This is a genomic window from Vreelandella sp. ssv (assembly GCF_059448525.1).
Genome location: NZ_CM182545.1, coordinates 1,031,224 through 1,053,086 on the forward strand (window position 1 = coordinate 1,031,224; position 21,863 = coordinate 1,053,086).

Consider the following 21,863-nt stretch of genomic DNA (forward strand, 5'->3'; position numbering starts at 1 on the left):
TACTTCACTTTCACACACAAGGAGCGCTGCATGTTTGATCTCTATATTGCTAACAAGAACTACTCCTCTTGGTCGCTGCGCCCTTGGGTGTTGATGAAAGTATTGGAGATTCCGTTCAACGAACATCTCATGCCGTTTGAAGGCGGCTTTGGCGCTAGCCATGACGTTTACACCCGCTTTTCGCCATCGGGCTTAGTGCCTTGTTTAGTGGATAGGGAGAGCGATCTGGCGGTGTGGGATTCGCTGGCGATCGTTGAGTATTTGGCCGAGCAGCACGCCAACGTATGGCCGAGTGATAAAACCGCCCGGGCTTGGGCACGTTCAGCCACAGCTGAAATGCACAGCGGCTTTGGCGCACTGCGTGACGAGTGTTCAATGAACTGCGGTATGCGGGTGGAATTGAATGGCTTATCGGCCAATCTCAAGACCGATGTGGCTCGCTTAGATGCGTTATGGCAACAGGGGCTTGAGCGCTTTGGTGGGCCGTTTTTGGGGGGGGCTCTCTTCTCAGCGGTAGATGCTTTTTATGCCCCCGTGGCGTTTCGTGTACAGACATTCAACCTGCCGGTGAGTGAGAAATCCCTGGCCTATGTCGAGCGTTTGCTAGCGCTGCCTGCCATGCAGGCCTGGTATCAATCCGCACTGGAAGAAACGTGGCGCGAGCCTATGCACGAAGCTGAAACGCTAAAGAATGGCACGCTGGAAGTTGATTACCGTACGTCTTAACCTTGTGACAACTCACCAGGGGTAGCCGGCATCGGGTACACTGGCGAAAATTTTCGTTTGGAAACGTCCATGGCTCTTAGCGCAACGCCTTACAAAGTTGATATTAATCTGACGGACTTGGATCGCGGGGTGTATGAAACACTGCGCTTTACCGTGGCTCGCCACCCATCAGAGACCGAAGAGCGCATGACTTCGCGCTTACTCGCCTATGTGCTGTGGTATAGCGAGACGCTGGCTTTCGGGCGCGGGCTTTCCGATGTGGACGAGCCGGCGCTGTGGGAGAAGAGTTTAGACGGCCGCTTGCTACACTGGATTGAAGTCGGTTTGCCTGATGCCGAGCGCATCACCTGGTGCTCACGGCGGGCGGAGCGCGTGTCGTTACTCGCCTATGGTCGGGTAGACCTTTGGGAGAGTAAAGTACTGCCCAGTGTGGCATCGCTGAAAAACGTGCACATTGCGGGTTTGCCGCAAGAGGCTTTAGCGACCATTGCTAAAGATCTGCCACGGGCGATCAATTGGGCCGTTATGATTAGTGAAGGGTCGCTGTTTATTACCGATGAACAGGGTCAGCATGAAATTACGCCGCAGTGGTTATTGCGCGATCGCTAGAAATCATCAGACTTTCGCCTATCCTTTTATGCGAGAGGTATAAGCGATAGATAGATAAAAGGATGGCCAATGGGCCATCCTTTATTTTTAAAAGTATGCTTGCTTTTTTTTTGCACAATTACATACAATCAACAATGTTTGTTACTGCTTTCAAAAGCCGTCTTAAAAAGCAGCCTCAAGGTCAATCTCAAGGAACGAGTAATGAAACTGAATTCCGTTTTACGATGGAAACTGCTCCCACTGGTCGCAGCCATTGGTTGGCTGCCCACGCTGGCCCAAGCAGAAGATAGTGTGCTCTCGGTTAAACACGCAAATGATGGCATGGCCAGCAGTGATGATGGTCATTTTACCAGCGGCTTTGAGGTTAACTGGACCTTTAAGCCTAGTGATGCAAACTGGATGCAGCGCTTCGCACAGGTGCTTCCCGATAGCTTGATCGGCAGCGCCGATATGGCTGCTTATCGTTTGGTGCATCAGATTTATACGCCGAATAACATTGAAGAAAGTCGGCTGATTGAAGATGATCGCCCCTATGCAGGCCTTGTTTACGGTGGTATTTCGCTTTACGAAGACGTGCCGATGGGTAATTGGCGCCAAGCGACCGACCTGCATCTGGATGTTGGTTTAGTAGGGCCTTCCTCACTTGCCGATAGTATTCAGCGAGAAGTACACCGCGTCACCGAAAGTGATCACCCTAACGGTTGGAATAATCAGCTTGGCGATGAAGCCATTGTGAACGTCGCGATGCGTCGTCAGTGGTGGCATAGCTCCCCGTTTATTGGCAAGCAATTTGCCCATGGTCCTAGCGTCGGGGCTGCTTTGGGTAACCTGTACACTTATGCCAGCGCTGGGTATAGCGTGCGCTGGGGCGACGAAGCCTCAGGTATTCCCACATTGACCCCAAACCCTAGTAGTCGCTACCACATGACTGGAAATAATGGCTGGCAGTGGTATCTGTTTGCGAGCGTAGACGGCTATTACATGGCACAAAATCTGACGCTGGATGGCAATACGTTCAGAAATAGCCGCCACTCGGTTGATCGTAAAGAGTGGGTAGGTGACGTTTCTGCAGGCCTGGCGCTGGCGTGGGAAGATTGGCAGGTCACTTACGCCGCAGTGCAGCGCTCGCGTGAATTCGACGGTCAGGAAGAGCAGGATAAGTTTGGTTCCATCACGCTATCTAAGCGCTTCTAAAATTAGTTAAGCTTTGGGCGCCTTTCAGAAGGAAAGTATGTAGGTGGGAGGAAACTATTCATGGCCAAACAATATCCCCATACCCCTGATGGGCGCTACTTTGTGGCCAAAAATCGCCTGTGGCGCTGCACTGATCCGCGCTTAGATGAAGAGCAAAAGCGCACTCATATCAAAGAGTTGATGAAAGCACGTCGAGCCGTCAGAACGGCCCAGCAGCACGATGATGACGACGCGCTTCGTCAAGCCCGTGAAGCGGTTCAGGCTGCTAAAGAAGCATTAGGTGAGCGTGGCCCGGTGTGGTGGGATGATAATGCCCCTGATGAAGGCGGCTTTGCGCCCCATAACAGTTCCTATGCCAAGTGGTGGGAGAGCCAACTCTAAATATCTTTCTAGCGTACACAATAGGCTCGGAGCTGTTAGCCTAAGCAGGGCGGCAAGCAAACTCTTTGCCTATCGCTAAGTGACCAAGGATAAAGCGCATATGGAAATGGTATTTTTTAATGGCTGGGGCAGCCTGTTACGTATTCTGATTATCGGATTATTGGCGTACGCCACGTTGATTCTCTTCTTACGCCTTTCAGGCAACCGCACGCTGTCGAAAATGAACGCCTTCGATTTAATTGTCACGGTGGCACTGGGTTCCACGCTGGCGACCGTACTGCTGTCTAAAAATGTGGTATTGGCGGATGGAGCTGTCGCGTTAGCGCTGCTGATTTCACTTCAATTTATAATTACGTGGACCAGTGTGCGGTTTCGATGGGTACGTCGATTAGTGACCGGTGAGCCACTGATGCTGCTCTATCAGGGTGAGTTTCTATTAACTTCACTGCGAAAAGCGCGGGTAACCCAAGACGAAGTGCTTTCCGCTATCCGTAGTAGTGGGCTTAGTGATGTAGCCGACGTAGAGGCCGTTGTTATAGAAACAGATGGCTCACTAAGCGTTGTTAAGCGTCATGCAGAGAGCAGTCATTCGAGTTTAGAGGGTGTTCGTGGCCCCCGGTGAAGCCCATGCAAAACTCATTTGTCTAAGTTAAATTAATTTTTACGTTCACGTTTGTGCCTGGCAGTGGTATTCTTCGCCACTGTTAATTTTAAGGACGCAAAGTGAATATCAAAGCAGATCTTTCCATTCTTGATATTATTGGCCATCTGATTATTTGGGTGGTACTCAGTATCGTTACTTTTGGTATAGCGCTATTTTTCTTCCCTTATTCGTTTTCGCGGTTTGTTATTAACCGTACTTCGGTAGTGGATGCTGCTGGGGTAGAGCGAAAAATGGTTTGCGATATCAACCTGTTCAGCAACATCGGCCACATTATCCTCTGGATGTTGATTTCGCTGGTCACCTTTGGGCTGGGATATATTTTCTACTTCTACCGGGTATGGAATTACGCCTTGAATAACTCACGGGTTGAATAATCTTAGCCTTTGAGTTGAAAGCGACCAAGAGCCTACGCTGAGAGATCAAGCGTAGGCTCTTTTTTAGCGGTTAATTACTCGTTATCAGCCAGTTTATCTTGAGTACGAAGCTCAAAGTCGCTGGCATCATGACGTTCGTGCAGCTGCTCGTGAGGTTCGCCCCAGGTGCGATTTACCATGCGCCCGCGTTTAACGGCGGGGCGCTCATCGAGCTCTTCGGTCCAGCGTAAAACGTTTTTGTAGGTGTGTGCCTCCAAAAACTCCGCCGCTTCGTAAACGCGGTTTTTCACTAGCGCGCCGTACCATGGATGAATCGCCATATCGGCAATGGTGTACTCATCGCCTGCCATAAAGCGGTTATCCGCCAAATGGCGATCAAGTACATCAAGCTGACGCTTCACTTCCATGGTGTAGCGGTCAATCGGGTACTGGTACTTTTCAGGTGCGTAGGCATAGAAATGACCAAAACCGCCGCCTAACATCGGCGCGCTGCCCATTTGCCAAAATAGCCAAGAGAGGCATTCGGTCCGTTTCGCGGATTCATGGGGTAGGAAAGCGTCAAACTTCTCAGCCAGATAGAGCAGAATCGCACCCGACTCAAATACCCGCTGGGGTGGATTGGTCGAGTGATCCATCAGCGCGGGGATTTTAGAGTTGGGGTTCACCTCGACAAAGCCGCTGCTGAACTGATCGCCTTCGCCAATTTGAATCAGGTAAGCGTCGTATTCGGCGCCCGTTATACCTTTCTCCAGCAACTCTTCCAGCATCACGGTGACTTTGACACCGTTGGGTGTGGCGAGGGAGTAAAGCTGAAGAGGATGTTTGCCCACCGGCAGGGCCTTGTCATGAGTAGGGCCAGCAATTGGGCGATTGATATTGGCAAACTTACCGCCGTTGCCAGGTTCCCATTTCCAAACGCTCGGGGGAGTATAGGTGTTGTCGCTCATTCGTTTCCTCGCTATAAATATTTTATCGGTGTCAAAGCGGCTACTAGATTTGGCTGGTGATTAGCCTGTTAATAAAGTAGTCCATTTTTCTAAATTGAGGTGGCGGATGCGTATCATTGGTGTGCTAGGTGGTATGAGCTGGGAGTCGACCCAAGGCTACTACCGAGCCCTAAACGAGGGCGTAAAAGCGGCGCTAGGTGGTTTTCATTCGGCTAAGATTGTGATGGTTAGCGTCGATTTTGCCGAGATTGAAGCATTACAGCAGCAGGGCGATTGGCAGACCGCTGGCGAACTGCTGGCCAACGCTGCCCAAAGCGTCGAGCGAGCGGGCGCAGACTGCCTGCTGATTGCCACCAACACCATGCATAAGGTGGCGCCCGCTATTGAGCAGGCGATTACCATTCCGCTGCTGCATATTGCCGATGCTACGGCTGAGCAGCTCACCGCCGACGGTATCACGCGCGTCGGCCTATTGGGTACGCGCTTTACCATGGAGCAGGACTTTTATATCGGCCGCTTAAAGCAGTTCGGTATTGAGGTCGTGGTGCCCGAGCAGTCTGAGCGAGACACTATCCATCGGGTGATCTTTGATGAACTTTGCCAGGGCCGTGTAGAAGATGCATCGCGGCAACGCTACTTAGCAATCATTGATTCTCTGCATGCTCATGGCGCCCAGGCGGTGATTTTAGGCTGTACTGAAATTGCCATGCTGGTAAGCCAGCAAGATACCGCGGTGCCGCTTTATGACACCACCGCTCTGCATGTGGAGAGAGCGGTGGCGTGGGCACTAACATGATGACTTAAATGAATAACGACGCTTAGACCAACGTCAGAGTGACATTGATGTTGCCACGGGTGGCGTTTGAGTAGGGGCATACGATATGGGCTTTATCGACCAACTGCTGAGCGACTTCCTGCTCTAGGCCTGGAAGGCTGATTTTTAGCTCAACTTCAATGCCAAAGCCGGTTGGGATGGCGCCAATACCTACATGCCCATCAATTTTGGTTTCTTGGGGCAGTTTTACTTTTTCCTGGCTCGCCACGTGCTTCAGTGCGCCTAGAAAGCAGGCAGAGTAGCCTGCTGCGAAAAGCTGTTCGGGGTTGGTGCCATCACCGCCAGCACCGCCTAACTCTTTCGGCGTGCTGAGTTTGACATCGAGTGCGCCATCAGAAGATTTGGCATGGCCTTCACGGCCGCCAGTAGCGGTTGCGTGGGCACGATAAACAACGTTTTCGATAGTGGTCGTCATATTGATTCTCCTGTCAGCGTTATTAATTATGAACCTACGCCTTTAATTTAGCGCAGCTTTATTTTGCGCGCAAGATAAATGGCGAATTAATTTGGTTGCACTTTGCCAAAGACGAAAAGCGACTGATGTCAAAGGCAAAGGGCTACTGACTTTTTTGTAAGCTATCGCGCAGTCGCACCAGATCTTCTTTTAGCGTGGTCAATGCTTCGATTGATTGTTCGCTCGCATGCACCACGCAGCTAGGGATGTGGTAAGCCTGTTCACGCAGCTCCTTACCTTTATCGGTAAGGTAAAGCTCTACTACACGCTCATCATGATGACTGCGTTTGCGATTCAACAAGTGGTCGGCTTCCAGGCGCTTAAGGAGCGGCGTAAGCGAACCAGGATCAGTGAGTAGGCGCTTACTCATCGTGCCAACGGTAATACCATCGTTTTGCCATAAAACAAGCATGGCAAGGTATTGCGGGTAAGTAAGCCCCAACTCTTTGAGCAGAGGTTTATACACCTTGGTCATCATTAACGAAGTTGAATAGAGCGCAAAGCAGAGCTGATGATCAAGTTCTAGTTCGCTACAAGATGGTTGCACAAGTATGGGTTCCGATCCGAAATATGTAGGGTAATGTAGCGCGCGAAGCAGTAAGTGGCTATCCCTAGACGTTGGTCGTAAGTTGGCAGTTTTGCTTTGACACGCTCATGGCAGGTGGCTAGCCTGCGCTTAATGAATGTTACCGGTAACAAGTTGCCGCTCATTAAACTAGTCATTAACAACTCGATATCAACAGCTCGATATCAAGAACAACGAGTATTTGGAGAACACGCTATGACCGCTATTTGGCGCAGCACGCTAACGCTGGTTGGGGCGACCACCCTGACATTTGGTATGGCCCACGCCCAGAGCCCTGAGCTCTCTGATCCGCCCGAAATCGAAGGTGAGGTGGTTGGTGATCACGGTTCGCATACCCTACGCATGGGTATCGGTCTTGCGGAAAGCTCACCGCAGTTCCTTTCTAGCCAATATTTTGGTGAGATCCTGGAGCAGCGCACCGACGGTCGTATCACCGTTAACGTTTTCCCTAACAGTCAGTTAGGTGACGACGTTCAGATGCTGGAAATGCTGCAAACCGGCACGCTGGATATGACCTATCCGTCAAGCTCAGCTACCACCGGTTACGTTGAAGAACTGTCAGCCTTCGATTTGCCTTTCCTGTTGCCGAGCCGTGAAGCCGCTGTCGCCGTCATGCAGAGCGATGTGGCTCAAGGCATGCTGGACGCCTTTGAAGGTACCGGTCTGAAAGCACTCGCTTTCTCTGAGAATGGCTATCGTCAGCTCTCTAACAGTGCTCGCCCGGTGACGAGCCCTGATGATGTTGCAGGACTCGATGTGCGCGGTTTGAGCGTTCGTACCATGGAAAACCCAGTACACCTGGCAATTTGGGAAGCCCTGGGCGCAAACCCAACGCCGATGGCCTTTGGTGAATTGTTCTCCGCCATGGAGCAGGGCGTTGTAGATGGCCAGGAAAATCCATGGAGCACCATCCTGACCTCTAACTTCAACGAAGTGCAGGACTATGGCACTGAAACACGCCACGTCTATACTCCCTTTATCATGATGCTTTCCGAGCGTACTTGGGATCGCATGGCGCCTGAGTATCAAGAGCTGGTGCTGGAAGCCGCTCGTCAGTCCGCTGAATATGAAATTCAGCTGTCAGCTGAGTACGATGATTGGTCACGCGACCAGTTAGCAGAGCGTGGTATGGAAATTACCCGCTTGGACGATGAGCAGTTAGCCGCTTTCCAAGAAGCCACTCAGCCGGTTTATGAAGAGTGGGCGCCGCGCATTGGTGAAGACCTGATCGCGGACATTCAGAAGATCGTTGAAGAGAGCAGCAACTAAACCTTACGTTTAGCGCACCGTTGGGCAGGCCATCGAGCCTGCCCAACGTGTCAGTGCCCCTGGAGCTCCTATGTCACTCTCCTCTACACCCCCTAATACTCCTACGCCGATTGAAGATCCCTCGGTGTATCTGGACGACCCAAATCGCAAGTTGCTGGAAATCGATACCGATACCCGCCAAGGCCCAGTAGTGTTCCGCTGGCTGACCTTAGGCATGGAGTATCTGATCGGCGCTATTTTAGTGGCGTTGATCGTGTCCGTTTCCTGCAACGTGGTGGGGCGTGCGCTGTTTAATTACTCTCTGCCCTGGGCAGATGAGTTGGCACGTATGCTGTTTATATGGCTGGTATTTATCGGTGCCGCTGCAGCATTTTCCCGTTACGAGCACATTGCGGTTGATGCCTTAGTGCGGCGCTTGCCGCTGCGCTTGGCGCACATGCTCTATTTGCTGCAGCACCTGATTATCACCGCCCTTATGGTGGTCATGATTTGGGGTGGCTACCAAGTGCTGTCGCGTTCAAGCGGGCGCTCAGCGATTATGGATGTGCCATTGAGCTTCATTAGCCTTTCGCTGGTGTTGTGCGTCATCTTTATTGCGGTGGTATCGATTTGGCGGATGTGGGTCAGCCTAAACGTTATTCGCCATCCTGAGCAGGAGCGCTAATCATGCTATGGATTTTTCTGGCTATTTTATTGGCCTCTATCGTTATTGGGCTGCCCATTGCCTTTGGCTTGGGCGTGGCGGCGCTGGTGATGGCGGTGCTATCTGATATTCCGCTGTCGATCATGATCGAGCAGTCGATTCGTGGTGTAAACAGCTTCCCGCTGCTCGCTATCCCGTTCTTTATTTTAGTCGGTGAGGTGATGAGTAATGGCGGTATCGCTCGTCGCTTGATGGAACTGGCTGGCGCTTTGGTCGGCTTTATGCGCGGCGGGCTAGGGCAGGTTGCCATTACCGGTTCGATGTTCTTTGGCGGCATCAGTGGGTCAGCGGTGGCCGATACAGCTGCCACCGGCGCGATGATGATTCCCTCCATGAAAGAGCAGGGCTACACCGCGGCTAATGCTACTGCGATCAATACCGTTTCGTCGGTGATCGGGATTATTATTCCTCCTTCGATTCCGCTGATCCTCTACGGCATCGTGACTGAAACCTCAATTAGCCGCCTGTTTATCGCCGGTATCATCCCAGGCCTGCTGATTGGCTTTGCGCTGATGGTGACCACCTATGTTCTGGCCAAAAAAGATGGCGGCGGCGTGCAGCAGTTCCGCTGGGATCGCCTCTGGAAAGCCTTTAAAGACGCCTGGCTTGCGCTGGTCCTCCCGGTCATCGTGATTGGCGGTATCATTGGTGGCGTATTTACCGCCACTGAAGCGGCCGTCGCGGCACTGCTTTATGCGCTGGCGATTTCGCTGGTGGTTTACCGTGAATTCAAGCTCAAAGAGCTTGGCGGTATGCTGATTCGTACTGCTCGTTTGACCGGCATGGTGATGATGTTGCTGGCATTTGCCACGGTGATTGCCTGGTTCCTGACCATCAATATGGTGCCGCAGACCCTGGTTAGCCAAGTACAGGCGATTACCCAGGATCCGTTCCTACTGCTGTTGATCGTGGCAACGTTGCTGCTGTTGGTGGGCTTTGTAATGGACTTAACGCCAGCGATGGTCATCATGGCGCCTATGCTAGCGCCTATTGTCACCTCGGTGGGCGTTGATGCGGCTTACTTCGGCGTACTCATGGCGTTTGTATTGGGCATTGGGCTGCTAACCCCGCCGGTAGGTACCTGCCTTTACGTCGGTTGTGGTGTGGGTAAAGTCTCCATGGAGTCGTTGGTCAAAGCCATGCTGCCGTACTACGCAGCGCTCTTGGTCGTACTGGTGGTTCTGATCGCTTTCCCTGGGATCGTGACCTGGCTGCCTGATCTTACCGCCGTGCGCGGCAACTAAGGTTCTTGGTAATGAATAGGAGAGCTTCTGTGAAGACCCTCTCGCATCGTATTTTAGTGATGGGCGTGTCTGGCTCTGGAAAGTCGCACATTGGCCGCCAGTTGGCGCAAACCATAGGGGCGACGTTCATTGACGGCGACGATTACCATTCGCCCGCCAATGTAGCCAAAATGGCCAGCGGCACCCCGCTGAATGATGATGACCGGAGTGAGTGGCTCGATACGTTGGCGGCGCTATTCGCCGAGTATCGGGTCAAGGATGTATCGCTGGTGATTGCCTGCTCAGGGCTGAAAAAACGCTACCGCGATCGCCTGCGTCAGGGCGACCCAGCGCTACAGATTCTCTATTTAGAGGGTACACAAGAGCTACTGCTGCAACGCTTAGAAACCCGGGCAGGGCATTTCTTTAAGGGCGATACCATGTTGGCCAGTCAATTAGCCGACTTGGAACCTCCCGGTGAAGAGGAGGCGTTTAACGCCTCCATTGCCTTGTCGCCTATGCAAATCGTAACTCAATTTGCTGCCACGCTGTCGACACCCAGCCGGACACTAAGCTAAGCGAGATCGGTATTGTGGCCGCCCGAGTATCTCGGGTTGGCCTCAATACGCCCACGTTGCATAAGGCTGCCATCCTTTTGAAGAAAAAACGCCCCACCCTACAGGACATTGCCGACCATGTAGGGGCTACCAAAATGACGGTCAGCCGCTGCCTACGTGAGCCTGAAACGGTTTCGGAAGGGCTTCGTGAGCGTATTTTCTCCATTGCCGAACAAATCGGCTATATTCCCAACCGCGCACCCGACCTGCTTTCCCGAGCAACCAGCCACTCGATAGGCGTGCTGGTGCCGTCGCTTACCAATCAAGTATTTGCCGATGTGATTGTTGGCATTGAGACGCTAACGGAACCGGCGGGCTACCATCTCATGCTCTCTCATTATGGCTATAGCCCCGAACTTGAAGAGCGTAGTTTAGCTTCGCTGCTCTCCTATAACGTTGACGGAGTGATTCTTTGTGATCGCGACCATACGCAGCGTAGCCTGCGTATGCTGGAAACCGCCGGAATTCCGATTATAGAAATCATGGACACCCACCGCCCGCCTCTGCAGCAGGCGGTGGGGTATGACAACATTCAAGCTGCTTATGCCATGGTAAGTGAGATGATCCGCCGCGGCCGACGCCAAGTGATTTATCTGGCGGTGCGTTTGGATGAGCGTACCCGCCAGCGGGAGTTAGGCTATCGTCGCGCTATGGAAGAGCGCGGTTTAACTCCCGTCACCTTGCAAAGCACGCAGCGCTCCTCTTACAGCGTGGGAGCAGCGCTGTTGCAACAGGTGATCGCCGATTACCCAGATGCAGATGGCCTATTCTGTACCAACGACGACGTGGCAGTCGGGGCCTATTTCGAGTGTCAGCGACGTGGTATTGACGTGCCGGAGCGGATGGCCTTGGCGGGCTTTCATGGTCACGATGTGGGGCATGTAATGACGCCACGTCTCGCCAGCGTGGTGACCCCGCGCCAGGCCATTGGGGAAGTGGCGGCAGGGGAGCTGTTAGCACGAATCAGGGGTGTGCCACTGACGCAGAAAGTAGTGGATTTAGGCTACCGTATCGAAACGGGCATGACGCTATAGGCCACGCTTTCGAGTAGCGATCACCGCTGTGAGTAGCTAAAGTAGCCTTTTACTTGTCGCGAGGCTGCCGTGCAGATCACCCAACTCACCATCTACCCCGTTAAATCGCTAAAAGGTATTAACGTTGACCAAAGCGTGCTGCAAGAGCACGGGCTTGAGTGGGATCGCCGCTGGATGCTGGTCGATGCCCATCAGCGCTTTATTACCCAGCGTCAGCTTCCGGCGCTTGCCACCATTGAGGTAGCCCTCACCGACGAGCATTTGGTGCTTTCACACCCTAACGTTGAACCGCTGAGCGTACCGCTGGCCGAGCCTGAGGGGAATTTGCGCCTGGTCAGCGTGTGGAGCGACCACTGTAAAGCGCTGCCAGAAAGCGAAGACGTTTCGCGCTGGCTGGTTGCCGCGCTGGGCGATCAGGCCCAAGGGCTTAGCTTGGTGCGCTTCGCCACCGAGTTTACCCGGGCAGTCGAGGAGGATTTTCTTGACGGCGGGGCGGCGCATACCTATTTCGCCGATGGTTATCCGTTTTTAATCACCACCACCGGCTCGTTAGACGCTTTAAATCAAGCGTTGGTGGCGGGCGGGCAGACGCCTATCCCAATGGACCGTTTTCGACCCAACATTGTGGTGGAAAGCGATGTGGCGTGGGCAGAAGATCGTTGGTCGACTCTATCCGAGCAGCGCGGGGCTTTTCAGCTAGCGCTGCGAAAGCCCTGTAAGCGTTGCAAGATTACCGCTATCGATCAGCGTACTGCGGCGGTACCAGCCCCAGCAGAGCCGCTGAAAACCCTGATAGAACTCAATACTCAGCCCGCCCTGAAAGGCGCCCACTTTGGCCAAAATGCCACGCTGCTCGAAGGCTCCGGTAGCATTATTCGTGTGGGGGATAGACTGGCGGCGGCGTCTCGCGACGCTTGATACGTAGCAGTTTAGTGGCGATCGCCGTGCCGATGAGAGTGATGACCATGCCCGCGATAATCTGTACGTTCAGCGTTTCTCCGAGCAGTAAATAACCCCATATCAGCGCGCTCACCGGCACTAGGAACGTCACCGTTGAGGTGGCGGTAGCGCCAGCGCTGGCAAGCAAGCCAAAGTACAACAGGAAGGCCAGGGTAGTGCTGAGTGCCGCCAATGCCAGCGCGTTACCCCACGCTAAAGGGCTGATGGGGTCGCTTGGCCAAAGCAGAATGCCGGGAATCAGTAGCACTAACGCTGACATGGCGCTACTGCCTGCGGCGAGTACACGTGTGGGCAGATGACCAAGGCGAGTTTTTGAATAATTACCCGCGATGCCATAGCAAAACGTGGCACCTAAAACAGCCAAAATAAACCAGCCGTCGCCACCCAGGGCAAAATCGAGCCTATCCGCAGAGAGCACGTAGACACCCAGCAGTGCCAGGGCGAGGCCTAAGTACTGCTGGCGCTGTATGGCGGTAGCGAAAAACAGTGCGCCAATCAGCGCAGTAAAAATGGGGGTGGTAGCGTTAATTAATGAGGTAAAGCCCGCTTCAAGGCGCGTTGTGGCAAGCGCCAGTAACGAAAAGGGTAATACGTGATTAACGATACCTAAAAACAGTAGCGGGCCCTTATACTGCCAGATTAGCCGCAGGTAGTGCAGGCTGAGCAGCAGTGGCATGAGCAGCAATGCACCAATCCCCATGCGCACCAGTACTAACGGCACGGCGCCGAACTCGGGGGCAGCCACGCGCATAAAGATAAACGACAAGCCCCACAATGAAGAGAGCAGTATTAAACGCAGCGCATCAGCGGACGACATGGCGAGTCCTTAACTTCAAATAAGTAATGCGGTTAGGTGGCTAACTAGCTTACGGCTGAACCAGAGCCGATGGAAGCTGTGGAGTGCACTGGTTCAGCAGAGAGACAAAAAATCAGCTACGCTGGTTAAGTGGTCGAGCGGCAAATGTCGTTTGGCCTGTTTGACAACATGTCTATGCATATTGGCACACACAAGGAGTTATTCATGGATCGTAAAGCTAGCGCACGTTGGGAAGGTGGTCTCAAGGATGGTAAAGGCACCGTTTCGACCGAAAGTGGCGTTTTGGATGCTAATTACTCCTTCAGTAAGCGCTTTGAAGATGAAAAAGGCACCAATCCTGAAGAGCTAATTGGCGCAGCGCACGCCAGCTGTTTTTCAATGGCGCTCTCAATGATTCTGGGTGAGAAGGGCTACACCGCAGATTCAATTGAAACCAGCGCGAAAGTGACGCTGTCTCAGAGCGATGCAGGGTTTGATATTTCTAAAATTCACTTGGACGTCGTTGCGGAAATTAGCGGCGCCGACGATGCGGCTTTTCAGGAAGCGGCAGAAACGGCTAAAGCCAACTGCCCGGTTTCCAAAGTGCTTAATGCCGATATAAGTATGACGGCTACACTAAAAGGCTGAATTTAATCTGCGTTTTGGTTCACGCATGAGGACTGTGTGTGGGCCTCATTTGTGGTTAAATAAATGCCCGTTGTTAAGATTGTATTTTGAAGTAATGAGTTAAACGCAATAAAAAAGCCTTGGCAGTTGCCAAGGCTTTTGTGTAACTAGCTAACGCTTATTTATCGTCTTTTTTATCGTCGTTGCGGTTATACTCTTCAGCTGCTTCAAGTGCGTCCTGTGAAGCATTAACGCTAATCACGTAATCTTCACCGTTTTCGTCTTTGGTGAGTTCAAGTGAATCCCATTCGATGGCGACATTTTTCTCGCCCATACCCAGGAAGCCACCGACGCCTACAACAACAGCGTTAATCTGGCCATCTTCATCGACGACTAGATCAGTGATGGTACCGATATCTTCGTCATCTTCGACGCTACTTTTGACCTGATTGCCGATTAAGGCATCTGCATGAAAAGTGCCTTCTGGCGTTTCAGTCAGATAGGTTGCTTCTATGGTGGTGGTATTCTCTTCGGCGTTAACGGCGCCTGCGGCAAACATAACAGCCGGCACTAAGAGAGTACCTAGAAAAGCGGGTTTGATCATTTTCATTTTTACTTGCTCCTTGCGATTTTATTTAGGCTAGACGACTCCGCGTCATGACCTGAATAAATCAATAACAAATGGCGATAGTTGCGCTTTAAGTAAGCTTGACTAAGCCAATGCTATTACTCCTAGTTATGTTAATTACATGTGGGTAATCAACGCCGCCCAGCGCGTCAATGCGCTAAGACAATTAACAGGTTAGTCGCTGTGCTCAGAAATACAACTACTTCACTAAAACTTTTATCAGGTTAAATTAAGCTGAGTGGCCCTGTGAAGCCCGCCGCAGGGCCGCCGTGCGACAGTCTGCCGAGTTGACCTGCCTTAGCCCAGTCGTCATATTCCTAACCAATGATCCGCTTTTATAAGCGCCGGTCACATAAACGGAGAACCTTTGACGATGATTTCCCGGTACCGCCCTTTACAACGTATAAAACAAGCCTGTGTGAGTAGCGTGGCGCTTGGTGCATGGCTATTAGCCTCAAGTGCGGTAGCCGACAACAGCGAACTGCCCAAAGGCCACTTTCCGCTGCCGGCGCAGGGCAACATGGTGGGTGAAGTGTATACCGTCACCGCTAGCGAAGAAGATACGCTAATGGATATTGCCCGAGCACATAACGTTGGCTACGAAGAGATTCGTATGGCCAACCCTGATACCAGCCTATGGGTGCCGGGCGAAGGAACCCAGGTAACGATCCCTGGGCAGTTTATTTTGCCCGATGAGGAGCGAACCGGGATTGTGATCAACGTGGCTGAGCTGCGCCTTTATTATTACCCCGAGGTAGAAGCAGGAGAGACGCCGCGTGTCGAGACGTACCCGATTGGTATCGGACGCGATGCCTATAACACGCCGCTGGGTATTACTGAAACCACCATGCGACTTGAAAATCCGGCATGGTACCCACCTGAGTCGATTCGCCGTGAGGCTGCCGAGCGTGGTGATCCTGCGCCCGCCGTGGTTCCCCCTGGTGCTGATAATCCATTAGGCCAATACGCTATTTTGCTGGATATCCCCGGATACCTGATTCATGGCACTAACCAGCCGGACGGCATTGGAATGCGTGCCAGCCGCGGCTGTATCCGCATGCACCCAGAGGATATCGAGTCGGTATTCTGGCGTGTGCCAGTGGGCACTCAGGTCAATATTATCGATTCGCCGATCAAAGTAGGCTGGGGGGAAGGTGGGAGCAATTTCATCCAAGCCTTTACCGCAACGGACGAGCAGGTGTTTGGCATGGATACGCTGTTAAACGTTATTGGTCTGATTGAACACCATGAAGGTGGCAACCCATCCAGCGTCGATTATGAACAGGTTCGCGAAGTGCTGGAGCAGGCTAACGGGCAAATCGTTCCGATTGGTTAGCCTATTGGGGTTAGTCTGTTTGGGAACTAAGTATGCTAGCGCGCTGGATCCAGCACGCCACCTAGCGATGCATTGCGCCTGAACCAGCCCGCAATGCTGGTCCGCGGGCAGCGGGTGGGTAGCACTTCGTGAGGAATGGTTTCAGATAAGAAGCAGGCGAAAGTTCCCGCCTCGGGTACCACTCGGGCGACCTCTTGGCTGGGGTCGTCCGGGTGGTAAATCACCATTTCGCCGCCGCCGTCGCTTGGCCAGTCTTGCGTTAAATACCCTACCGTAGAAATAACGCGGTTCGCGCGGCCGCGGAAACTGTCTACATGGCGCTGGTAAAAAGCTCCAGGAGGGTAGTGGGCAAAGTGGGCTTCATACTCGAAAAGGCCTAAAAACAGCGCGTGGTTGAGCGCCTGCTGTAACTCGCTCATGGCGTCAAGATAACGCCGCTGGGCAGCACTTTCCCGATCAAGCCAGTGAATGGCGTCACCGCGGATATCTTTACGCAACAGGTGCTGCTGGCCGCGGCCAATGCCCGCTTCATCCAGGCCGTTATAGGCTGCTCGATGAAGAAGCTCATGATTCAGCTCTTCGCAAAGGCCCAGATCGATCACTTCGCGACCGACATACCAGCCCTGCTCAACCAGCGCATCCACAAGGGCAACCTGTGTCGCTGGCTGAAGCGCAGGCAAAAACGTAGCAACACTGGGGGTCATTTGTCGGGTCTCGATGGCGCTGAGCCAATAGTAGTCGTAGAGGGTGTCGATAGACGGTTTTTGCGTTCAGGGTGGTGGCGCAGCGGCCCCTGAGGGCGCTGATATAGATCAATCGGCATGCCAAAGCCTTCCGCCAGCAACTCCACCAGCATCATCGCCGAAAGCCCCCAAATCACATGGCCGTCCACATGATAGCTGGGCACATAGTGAGCTACGCCATCCACGGTAATGACATCGGTATGGGTGCGGTGATCATCCAGGAAATAGCTGAGCGGCACTTCAAAAATAGCGTCTAATTCCCCTGGGTCAGCCACCAGTGGTAAGTCGGGTGGAATGATGCCGACCCATGGCGTCACGCGTATACCGTGCAGAGAAATAACATCCGACAGTCGTCCCAGGGGTTGCACCACGCCGGGGTCGAGGGCAATCTCCTCTTCAGCTTCGCGTAATGCAGTCGCGTAAAGATCGGCATCAAAGGACTCACGCTTACCACCTGGAAACGCCACTTGGCCGCTATGAGTGTTCAAGTGGCTGGCACGGCGGGTAAATAATAAGGTTGGCGCTGGACGCTCGACAATGGGTAAAAGCACAGCGGCTTCGGGCATCACGATGTGATCCAAGCGTTGAGGCGTTAGCTGTTGCAGGCGTTTGCGCAGTTTCTCTAACATGGGGCATCCAATAACTTTGTTCTCTTTTACCCACCAGCGGTCATTGACGTCAAGCGCGTCGAGGCTTCTATTCACTAGCCGTTGAGAATACACGATGAACTTTTGTAGCCACTGTGGTGATAAGGTGCGTTTTGCGGTCCCCGAAGGCGATGATCGCCCACGCTACCTGTGCGATGCCTGCGGGACGATTCACTATCAGAATCCGCGCATTGTGGCCGGTACGCTGCCCGTTAGCGGTAGCAAAGTGCTGCTCTGTAAGCGTGCGATTTCACCGCGTAAAGGCTATTGGACGTTGCCCGCTGGCTATATGGAAAACGCCGAATCAACCCAACAGGCCGCCTCCCGAGAGACGCGTGAAGAGGCTTGCGCTGAGGTCGAACTGGCCAACCTTTATACCTTAATTGACCTGCCGCATATTAATCAGGTGTACATGATTTTTCGCGCTGAATTGATCAGCGGCTTCAGTTCCGGGCCGGAAAGCCTGGAAGTCGCGCTGTTTGAAGAGCACGAAATTCCTTGGGATGAACTGGCCTTTACAACCATCGAGCGCACGCTGCGACACTTCTACGCTGACCGAACCCGCAATGAATTTCCGCTGCATATCAGCATAGTGACCCCCGAAGATCGTGAGCGCTATTTTGGCAGTGCTTAAGCCATCCAGGTGATCACATGAATGCGCTGCTATAGATCGGCTAATTGCCATACATCATAGGCGACTTCTTCGTAGGGGTGGGCAAGTTTCAAGGCCGCAATGGCGCCATGAATATGCGCTTCATCGCACAGCAGCTCGACTTTGAACTCTTCGACCTTTTCCAAGCTGCCCACCGAGCCGATATGCGGGTGGGCGCCTTCCATGGGGCGAAACTGCCCCATGCCGCGGGTTTGAAAACAGACGTTTTCATAAACACCGATTCGCCCGGCGCCAGCCTCGAACACCGCTTGCTTGACGCTATCGGCATCCTCTACGGGAACAAAAAAAGCCAGTTTATACACGCTGTATCTCCTGCCATCGATTCATTATCAAATGCTGTTCACTAGGTATGTTAGCGGATAGGTGACTACTGGTCGCGGGCGTCACTTTGTATGATGATGTTTTGACACCTGTTATGCGAGTCACCCGATGGATAAATTCGAGGTAAAGCTGGACCAGGCAGCGAGAGCCGCCTGGATGTCCTATGTGGGGGGTATGACCCAAGACGAGATCGCCAGCCAGTTGGGTGTTTCACGTCCTGGGGTGCAGCGCTTATTGGCGTTGGCCCGCCAGGAAGGGCTGGTCAAGGTGCATATTGATCACCCCATCTCTAACTGCATGGCACTGGGCAGCACGCTGCGTGATCATTTCAGCTTAACCTACTGCGAAGTGGTGCCCGCGGATAACCACCCCGCCGACAGCGCGGCTTCCTACTTGGCCGTGGCCGCCGCTGAGCGTATTGCGCAACTGGTCGAGCGGAGCGAGCCGTTGACGCTTTCACTAGGCACCGGCCGCTCGGTGCGCGCAGCGGTCGAAGCGTTGAGCCGTATAGAGCGCCCCCAGCATCGCTTTGTATCGCTGGTAGGGAATGTCGCCCGGGATGGTTCGGCTAACCGCTACGATGCAGTGATGGTGATGGCGGATAAAACCGGCGGTGAGCGCTTTTTACTGCCTGCCCCGGTAGTCGCCGAATCGCTGGCCGAAAAAGAAGCGATGCTGGCGCAGCGCTTATTTAAAGCGATTGCCGATGTGGCGCGGGAGTCAGAAGCGGCTTTCATCGGCATTGGGCGCATCGACCGCCAGGCCACGCTGTTTCAAGATCATTTCATCAGTGAAAGCGAGTTGGATGAATTACTGGGTCTGAAGGCAGTGGGCGAACTATTGGGTTGGCCATTGAACCGAGATGGCGAAGTGATTGACTGTTCGATTACGCGCCGTGTCACGAGTCTTCCCCTTGAGCGCTTTGGTAAGCACCATATGGTGGCGATTGCGGGTGGCCATGATAAAGCTCCGGCAATTCATGCCGCGTTGCGCGGCCGCTGGCTGAAAGGGTTGGTCACCGACGAAGTGGCCGCGCGCCAGATTGTGGAAGCCCTCTAGGGTGCTCAAGCCCAGCAGCGTGCGCTGCAACATGCAGTAAAAGCGATAAGTTAGCGTAAAGTCTAAGCCAATCAGCTTTGCTTTTTTTTAGCTTACGTACGATCATTTGTTCGGTTGATGATCAATAAGATCAAGGCGACAACAATGCCAATACAAGCCCATAGGAGTGCTTTATGCGACTCGCACGTCACTTGCCCGTCACCACGTTAGCGGCCGCCATTGCCATGTCGGGCCATGCCCAGGCGCAAACCGAAATTACCGTGGCCACGGTTAACAACAACGATATGGTGATCATGCAGAGCCTCACCGAGGCCTTTGAAGAAGCGCATCCCGACATCACCCTGGACTGGGTGGTGCTCGAGGAAAACGTGCTACGTCAGCGCATGACCACTGATATTGCCACCGGTGGCGGCCAGTTTGACGTCATGACCATCGGCACTTACGAAGTGCCGATCTGGGCAGAGCGCGGCTGGCTGACACCTCTGGACAACCTGCCCGAAGACTACAACGAAGACGATCTGCTGACCTCGGTACGCGATGGTTTGAGCCTGGATGGCACGCTTCACGCGCTGCCGTTTTACGCCGAAAGCTCGATGATGTATTACCGCCAGGATCTATTTGAGAAGGCGGGTATTGAAATGAGCGAGCAGCCCACCTGGGAAGAGGTGCGCGAGTGGGCAGGCGAGCTGCACGGCAGCGAAGACGGGTTGGCGGGTATCTGCCTGCGTGGCAAGCCGGGCTGGGGCGAAAACATGGCCTTTGTTTCCACCCTGGTAAATACCTACGGCGGTCGCTGGTTCGACGAAGAGTGGAACCCGGAGCTCAACTCTGAGGAGTGGGTTAACGCTATTCAGTTTTATGTCGATTTGCTCAACGACTACGGCCCGCCAGGCGCAAGCTCCAACGGCTTTAACGAGAATCTGGCGCTGTTCTCTCGCGGCAACTGTGCCATGTGGGTCGATGCCACCTCTGCGGCAGGCAAGCTCTACGACGGCAATGAATCCGATGTGGCGGATAGCTTAGGCTTTGCCCCTGCACCGGTCGCAAAAACACCTAAAGGCTCGCACTGGTTATGGTCCTGGGCATTGGCTATCCCAGCGTCTTCAGAAAACCAGGAAGCAGCGCTTGAGTTCATTACCTGGGCCACCTCAGAAGAGTACATTGAGCTTGTGGGTGAAACCGAAGGCTGGACCAACGTACCGCCTGGAACCCGCGAGTCGACTTACGCCAATGAGCAGTACACGGAAGCAGCCCCCTTTGCTGACTTCGTGCTGAAGGCAATTCAAGACGCCGATCCTACTGACTCTTCTCTAGAACCTAACCCCTATATCGGCGTGCAGTTCGTGGGCATTCCTGAGTTCCAGTCGATCGGTACCCAGGTAGGCCAAACCATTGCTGCAGCGCTAACCGGTGACACTACGGTGGAGCAGGCGCTAGACAGTGCCCAGCGTGCCACCGAACGCACCATGCAGCGGGCTGGTTATCTAGACTGATGGCCGCAATGCCTGCCTTGATGACCAGGCGGGCATTGCACCCACACTGTTTCCGCAGGTATTCCCATGAATAGAACCCGTGCCTCCGGCCGCACTGTCGGGGGGCTGAGAACGCTGTCTCTTCAAGCCCCGGCCGTGACGCTACTGCTACTATGGATGATTGTGCCGTTAGGCATGACGCTATGGTTCTCCTTTCAGTATTACAACCTGCTAATGCCCGGTATGACCGGCTTTGCCGGGTTGGAAAATTACGAATACCTTCTCACCGACCCAGCCCTTTGGGCAGCGATGGGCAACACGCTGCTACTGGTGGGCTGGGTGCTGGCGATTACCGTGATTGGTGGCACCCTATTGGCGGTGCTGTTCCAGCAGGAGTTCGCGGGCCGCGGGATCGCCCGTGTGCTGGCGATCTCACCATTTTTTGTAATGCCCACTGTCAGTGCGCTGGTATGGAAAAACATGATGATGCACCCCTCAAACGGGGTGCTGGCATGGCTGGCCGAGTCCATCGGACTGCCCGCCGTTGATTGGTTCTCCTCACTGCCACTGACCTCGATCGTGATTATCGTGGCCTGGCAGTGGCTGCCGTTTGCGCTGTTGATTCTGCTCACCGCGATGCAGTCGCTGGATGAGGATCAAGTCGAAGCCGCCCGTATGGACGGGGCAGGGCCAATAGCGATTTTCTTCTTTATCACGTTGCCGCATCTAAAGCGGGCGATCAGCGTGGTGATCATGATCGAAATGATCTTCCTGCTGACCATCTTTGCCGAGATATTCGTGACAACGTCCGGTGGGCCAGGCTTGGCGACCACCAATTTAGCTTATCTGATTTACATTCGTGCGCTGCTCGATTTTGACGTAGGCACTGCGTCCGCCGGTGGGGTGATTGCGATCATTCTCGCCAATATCGTGGCGATCTTCCTGGTCCGTATGGTGGCCAAAAACCTGGAAGATTAAACCGGCA

27 protein-coding genes are annotated in these 21,863 nt (G+C 53.5%); 19 read left to right on the top strand and 8 right to left on the bottom strand.

The genetic code is table 11. The features are described 5' to 3' along the window. The first annotated feature begins 30 nt into the window (after positions 1-30). From AC5TBW_RS04785 to AC5TBW_RS04810, 6 genes are all read left to right on the top strand, one after another. A complete protein-coding gene (locus AC5TBW_RS04785) occupies positions 31-726 on the top strand; it encodes a glutathione S-transferase family protein (RefSeq protein ID WP_495510978.1) in 696 nt (231 codons plus the stop codon). Between the two features lie 69 nt (positions 727-795). Beyond that, complete coding sequence (locus AC5TBW_RS04790; protein ID WP_495510979.1) at positions 796-1,335, top strand: YaeQ family protein; 540 nt, start codon at positions 796-798, stop codon at positions 1,333-1,335. 201 nt (positions 1,336-1,536) lie between these two features. Then, complete coding sequence (locus tag AC5TBW_RS04795) at positions 1,537-2,529, top strand: lipid A deacylase LpxR family protein (RefSeq protein WP_495510980.1); 993 nt, start codon at positions 1,537-1,539, stop codon at positions 2,527-2,529. A gap of 60 nt (positions 2,530-2,589) precedes the next feature. Then, on the top strand, positions 2,590-2,910 hold the full coding sequence (locus tag AC5TBW_RS04800) for a hypothetical protein (RefSeq protein ID WP_495510981.1): 321 nt from the start codon (positions 2,590-2,592) through the stop codon (positions 2,908-2,910). A 100-nt stretch (positions 2,911-3,010) separates the two neighbouring features. Then, positions 3,011-3,532: a DUF421 domain-containing protein gene (locus AC5TBW_RS04805; protein WP_495510982.1), complete on the top strand. Its 522-nt coding sequence runs from the start codon at positions 3,011-3,013 to the stop codon at positions 3,530-3,532. A gap of 101 nt (positions 3,533-3,633) precedes the next feature. Continuing rightward, a complete protein-coding gene (locus tag AC5TBW_RS04810; protein WP_035559504.1) occupies positions 3,634-3,948 on the top strand; it encodes a DUF6693 family protein in 315 nt (104 codons plus the stop codon). Between the two features lie 74 nt (positions 3,949-4,022). Here the strand turns inward: AC5TBW_RS04810 and yghU are convergent, their stop codons facing one another. Next, positions 4,023-4,895, bottom strand: coding sequence for a glutathione-dependent disulfide-bond oxidoreductase (gene yghU / locus AC5TBW_RS04815; RefSeq protein WP_495510983.1), 873 nt, complete (start codon positions 4,893-4,895; stop codon positions 4,023-4,025). Between the two features lie 106 nt (positions 4,896-5,001). Between yghU and AC5TBW_RS04820 the strand changes: the two genes are divergently transcribed. Beyond that, positions 5,002-5,691 carry an aspartate/glutamate racemase family protein gene (locus tag AC5TBW_RS04820; protein ID WP_495510984.1) on the top strand — a complete coding sequence of 230 codons (690 nt, stop codon included), beginning with the start codon at positions 5,002-5,004 and terminating at the stop codon, positions 5,689-5,691. A 22-nt stretch (positions 5,692-5,713) separates the two neighbouring features. Here the strand turns inward: AC5TBW_RS04820 and AC5TBW_RS04825 are convergent, their stop codons facing one another. Then, complete coding sequence (locus tag AC5TBW_RS04825; RefSeq protein ID WP_035559514.1) at positions 5,714-6,145, bottom strand: organic hydroperoxide resistance protein; 432 nt, start codon at positions 6,143-6,145, stop codon at positions 5,714-5,716. Between the two features lie 142 nt (positions 6,146-6,287). Continuing rightward, entirely contained in the window at positions 6,288-6,731 is a 444-nt protein-coding gene (locus AC5TBW_RS04830; protein ID WP_035559517.1) for a MarR family winged helix-turn-helix transcriptional regulator, read from the bottom strand. Positions 6,732-6,965: 234 nt separating this feature from the next. Here AC5TBW_RS04830 and AC5TBW_RS04835 point away from each other — a divergent pair, with 234 nt between their 5' ends. The 6 genes from AC5TBW_RS04835 to AC5TBW_RS04860 all read left to right on the top strand — a co-directional run bounded on the left by AC5TBW_RS04835 (position 6,966) and on the right by AC5TBW_RS04860 (position 12,534). Further along, complete coding sequence (locus AC5TBW_RS04835; protein ID WP_495510985.1) at positions 6,966-8,039, top strand: TRAP transporter substrate-binding protein; 1,074 nt, start codon at positions 6,966-6,968, stop codon at positions 8,037-8,039. A gap of 70 nt (positions 8,040-8,109) precedes the next feature. Beyond that, the gene (locus tag AC5TBW_RS04840; protein WP_495510986.1) at positions 8,110-8,703 is read left to right on the top strand and encodes a TRAP transporter small permease; all 594 of its coding nucleotides are present in this window, start codon (positions 8,110-8,112) and stop codon (positions 8,701-8,703) included. Between the two features lie 2 nt (positions 8,704-8,705). Beyond that, positions 8,706-9,986 (top strand): TRAP transporter large permease, encoded by a 1,281-nt coding sequence (locus AC5TBW_RS04845; RefSeq protein WP_495510987.1) that lies wholly within the window; start codon positions 8,706-8,708, stop codon positions 9,984-9,986. A 29-nt stretch (positions 9,987-10,015) separates the two neighbouring features. After that, a complete protein-coding gene (locus AC5TBW_RS04850) occupies positions 10,016-10,543 on the top strand; it encodes a gluconokinase (protein ID WP_495510988.1) in 528 nt (175 codons plus the stop codon). A gap of 77 nt (positions 10,544-10,620) precedes the next feature. Beyond that, a complete protein-coding gene (gntR, locus tag AC5TBW_RS04855) occupies positions 10,621-11,616 on the top strand; it encodes a gluconate operon transcriptional repressor GntR (RefSeq protein WP_495511914.1) in 996 nt (331 codons plus the stop codon). A gap of 69 nt (positions 11,617-11,685) precedes the next feature. After that, entirely contained in the window at positions 11,686-12,534 is an 849-nt protein-coding gene (locus AC5TBW_RS04860; protein WP_495510989.1) for an MOSC domain-containing protein, read from the top strand. Here AC5TBW_RS04860 and AC5TBW_RS04865 read toward each other — a convergent pair. After that, on the bottom strand, positions 12,488-13,393 hold the full coding sequence (locus AC5TBW_RS04865) for a DMT family transporter (RefSeq protein ID WP_495510990.1): 906 nt from the start codon (positions 13,391-13,393) through the stop codon (positions 12,488-12,490). The genes AC5TBW_RS04860 and AC5TBW_RS04865 overlap by 47 nt on opposite strands. Positions 13,394-13,597: 204 nt before the next feature. Here AC5TBW_RS04865 and AC5TBW_RS04870 point away from each other — a divergent pair, with 204 nt between their 5' ends. Beyond that, the gene (locus AC5TBW_RS04870; RefSeq protein WP_495510991.1) at positions 13,598-14,020 is read left to right on the top strand and encodes an OsmC family protein; all 423 of its coding nucleotides are present in this window, start codon (positions 13,598-13,600) and stop codon (positions 14,018-14,020) included. A 157-nt stretch (positions 14,021-14,177) separates the two neighbouring features. Here AC5TBW_RS04870 and AC5TBW_RS04875 read toward each other — a convergent pair whose 3' ends face one another. Beyond that, positions 14,178-14,609, bottom strand: coding sequence for a PRC-barrel domain-containing protein (locus AC5TBW_RS04875; protein ID WP_495510992.1), 432 nt, complete (start codon positions 14,607-14,609; stop codon positions 14,178-14,180). Positions 14,610-15,000: 391 nt separating this feature from the next. Between AC5TBW_RS04875 and AC5TBW_RS04880 the strand changes: the two genes are divergently transcribed. Then, on the top strand, positions 15,001-15,963 hold the full coding sequence (locus AC5TBW_RS04880; protein WP_495510993.1) for a L,D-transpeptidase family protein: 963 nt from the start codon (positions 15,001-15,003) through the stop codon (positions 15,961-15,963). A 35-nt stretch (positions 15,964-15,998) separates the two neighbouring features. Here AC5TBW_RS04880 and AC5TBW_RS04885 read toward each other — a convergent pair whose 3' ends face one another. Together AC5TBW_RS04885 and AC5TBW_RS04890 are read right to left on the bottom strand one after the other, a co-directional pair. After that, positions 15,999-16,667, bottom strand: a complete 669-nt coding sequence (locus tag AC5TBW_RS04885) for a 2OG-Fe(II) oxygenase (RefSeq protein ID WP_495510994.1) — start codon at positions 16,665-16,667, stop codon at positions 15,999-16,001. Next, positions 16,664-17,335, bottom strand: coding sequence for a CoA pyrophosphatase (locus AC5TBW_RS04890; RefSeq protein WP_495510995.1), 672 nt, complete (start codon positions 17,333-17,335; stop codon positions 16,664-16,666). The genes AC5TBW_RS04885 and AC5TBW_RS04890 overlap by 4 nt, the downstream gene beginning before the upstream one ends. A gap of 94 nt (positions 17,336-17,429) precedes the next feature. Between AC5TBW_RS04890 and AC5TBW_RS04895 the strand changes: the two genes are divergently transcribed. After that, on the top strand, positions 17,430-17,987 hold the full coding sequence (locus tag AC5TBW_RS04895; protein WP_495510996.1) for an NUDIX hydrolase: 558 nt from the start codon (positions 17,430-17,432) through the stop codon (positions 17,985-17,987). 29 nt (positions 17,988-18,016) lie between these two features. Here AC5TBW_RS04895 and AC5TBW_RS04900 read toward each other — a convergent pair whose 3' ends face one another. After that, positions 18,017-18,328, bottom strand: a complete 312-nt coding sequence (locus tag AC5TBW_RS04900) for an NGG1p interacting factor NIF3 (protein WP_495510997.1) — start codon at positions 18,326-18,328, stop codon at positions 18,017-18,019. A gap of 127 nt (positions 18,329-18,455) precedes the next feature. Between AC5TBW_RS04900 and AC5TBW_RS04905 the strand changes: the two genes are divergently transcribed. From AC5TBW_RS04905 to AC5TBW_RS04915, 3 genes are all read left to right on the top strand, one after another. Beyond that, positions 18,456-19,406, top strand: coding sequence for a sugar-binding transcriptional regulator (locus AC5TBW_RS04905; protein WP_495510998.1), 951 nt, complete (start codon positions 18,456-18,458; stop codon positions 19,404-19,406). Between the two features lie 173 nt (positions 19,407-19,579). Next, the gene (locus AC5TBW_RS04910; protein ID WP_495510999.1) at positions 19,580-20,899 is read left to right on the top strand and encodes an ABC transporter substrate-binding protein; all 1,320 of its coding nucleotides are present in this window, start codon (positions 19,580-19,582) and stop codon (positions 20,897-20,899) included. A gap of 66 nt (positions 20,900-20,965) precedes the next feature. Further along, positions 20,966-21,856 carry a carbohydrate ABC transporter permease gene (locus AC5TBW_RS04915; RefSeq protein ID WP_495511000.1) on the top strand — a complete coding sequence of 297 codons (891 nt, stop codon included), beginning with the start codon at positions 20,966-20,968 and terminating at the stop codon, positions 21,854-21,856. Positions 21,857-21,863 lie beyond the last annotated feature (7 nt).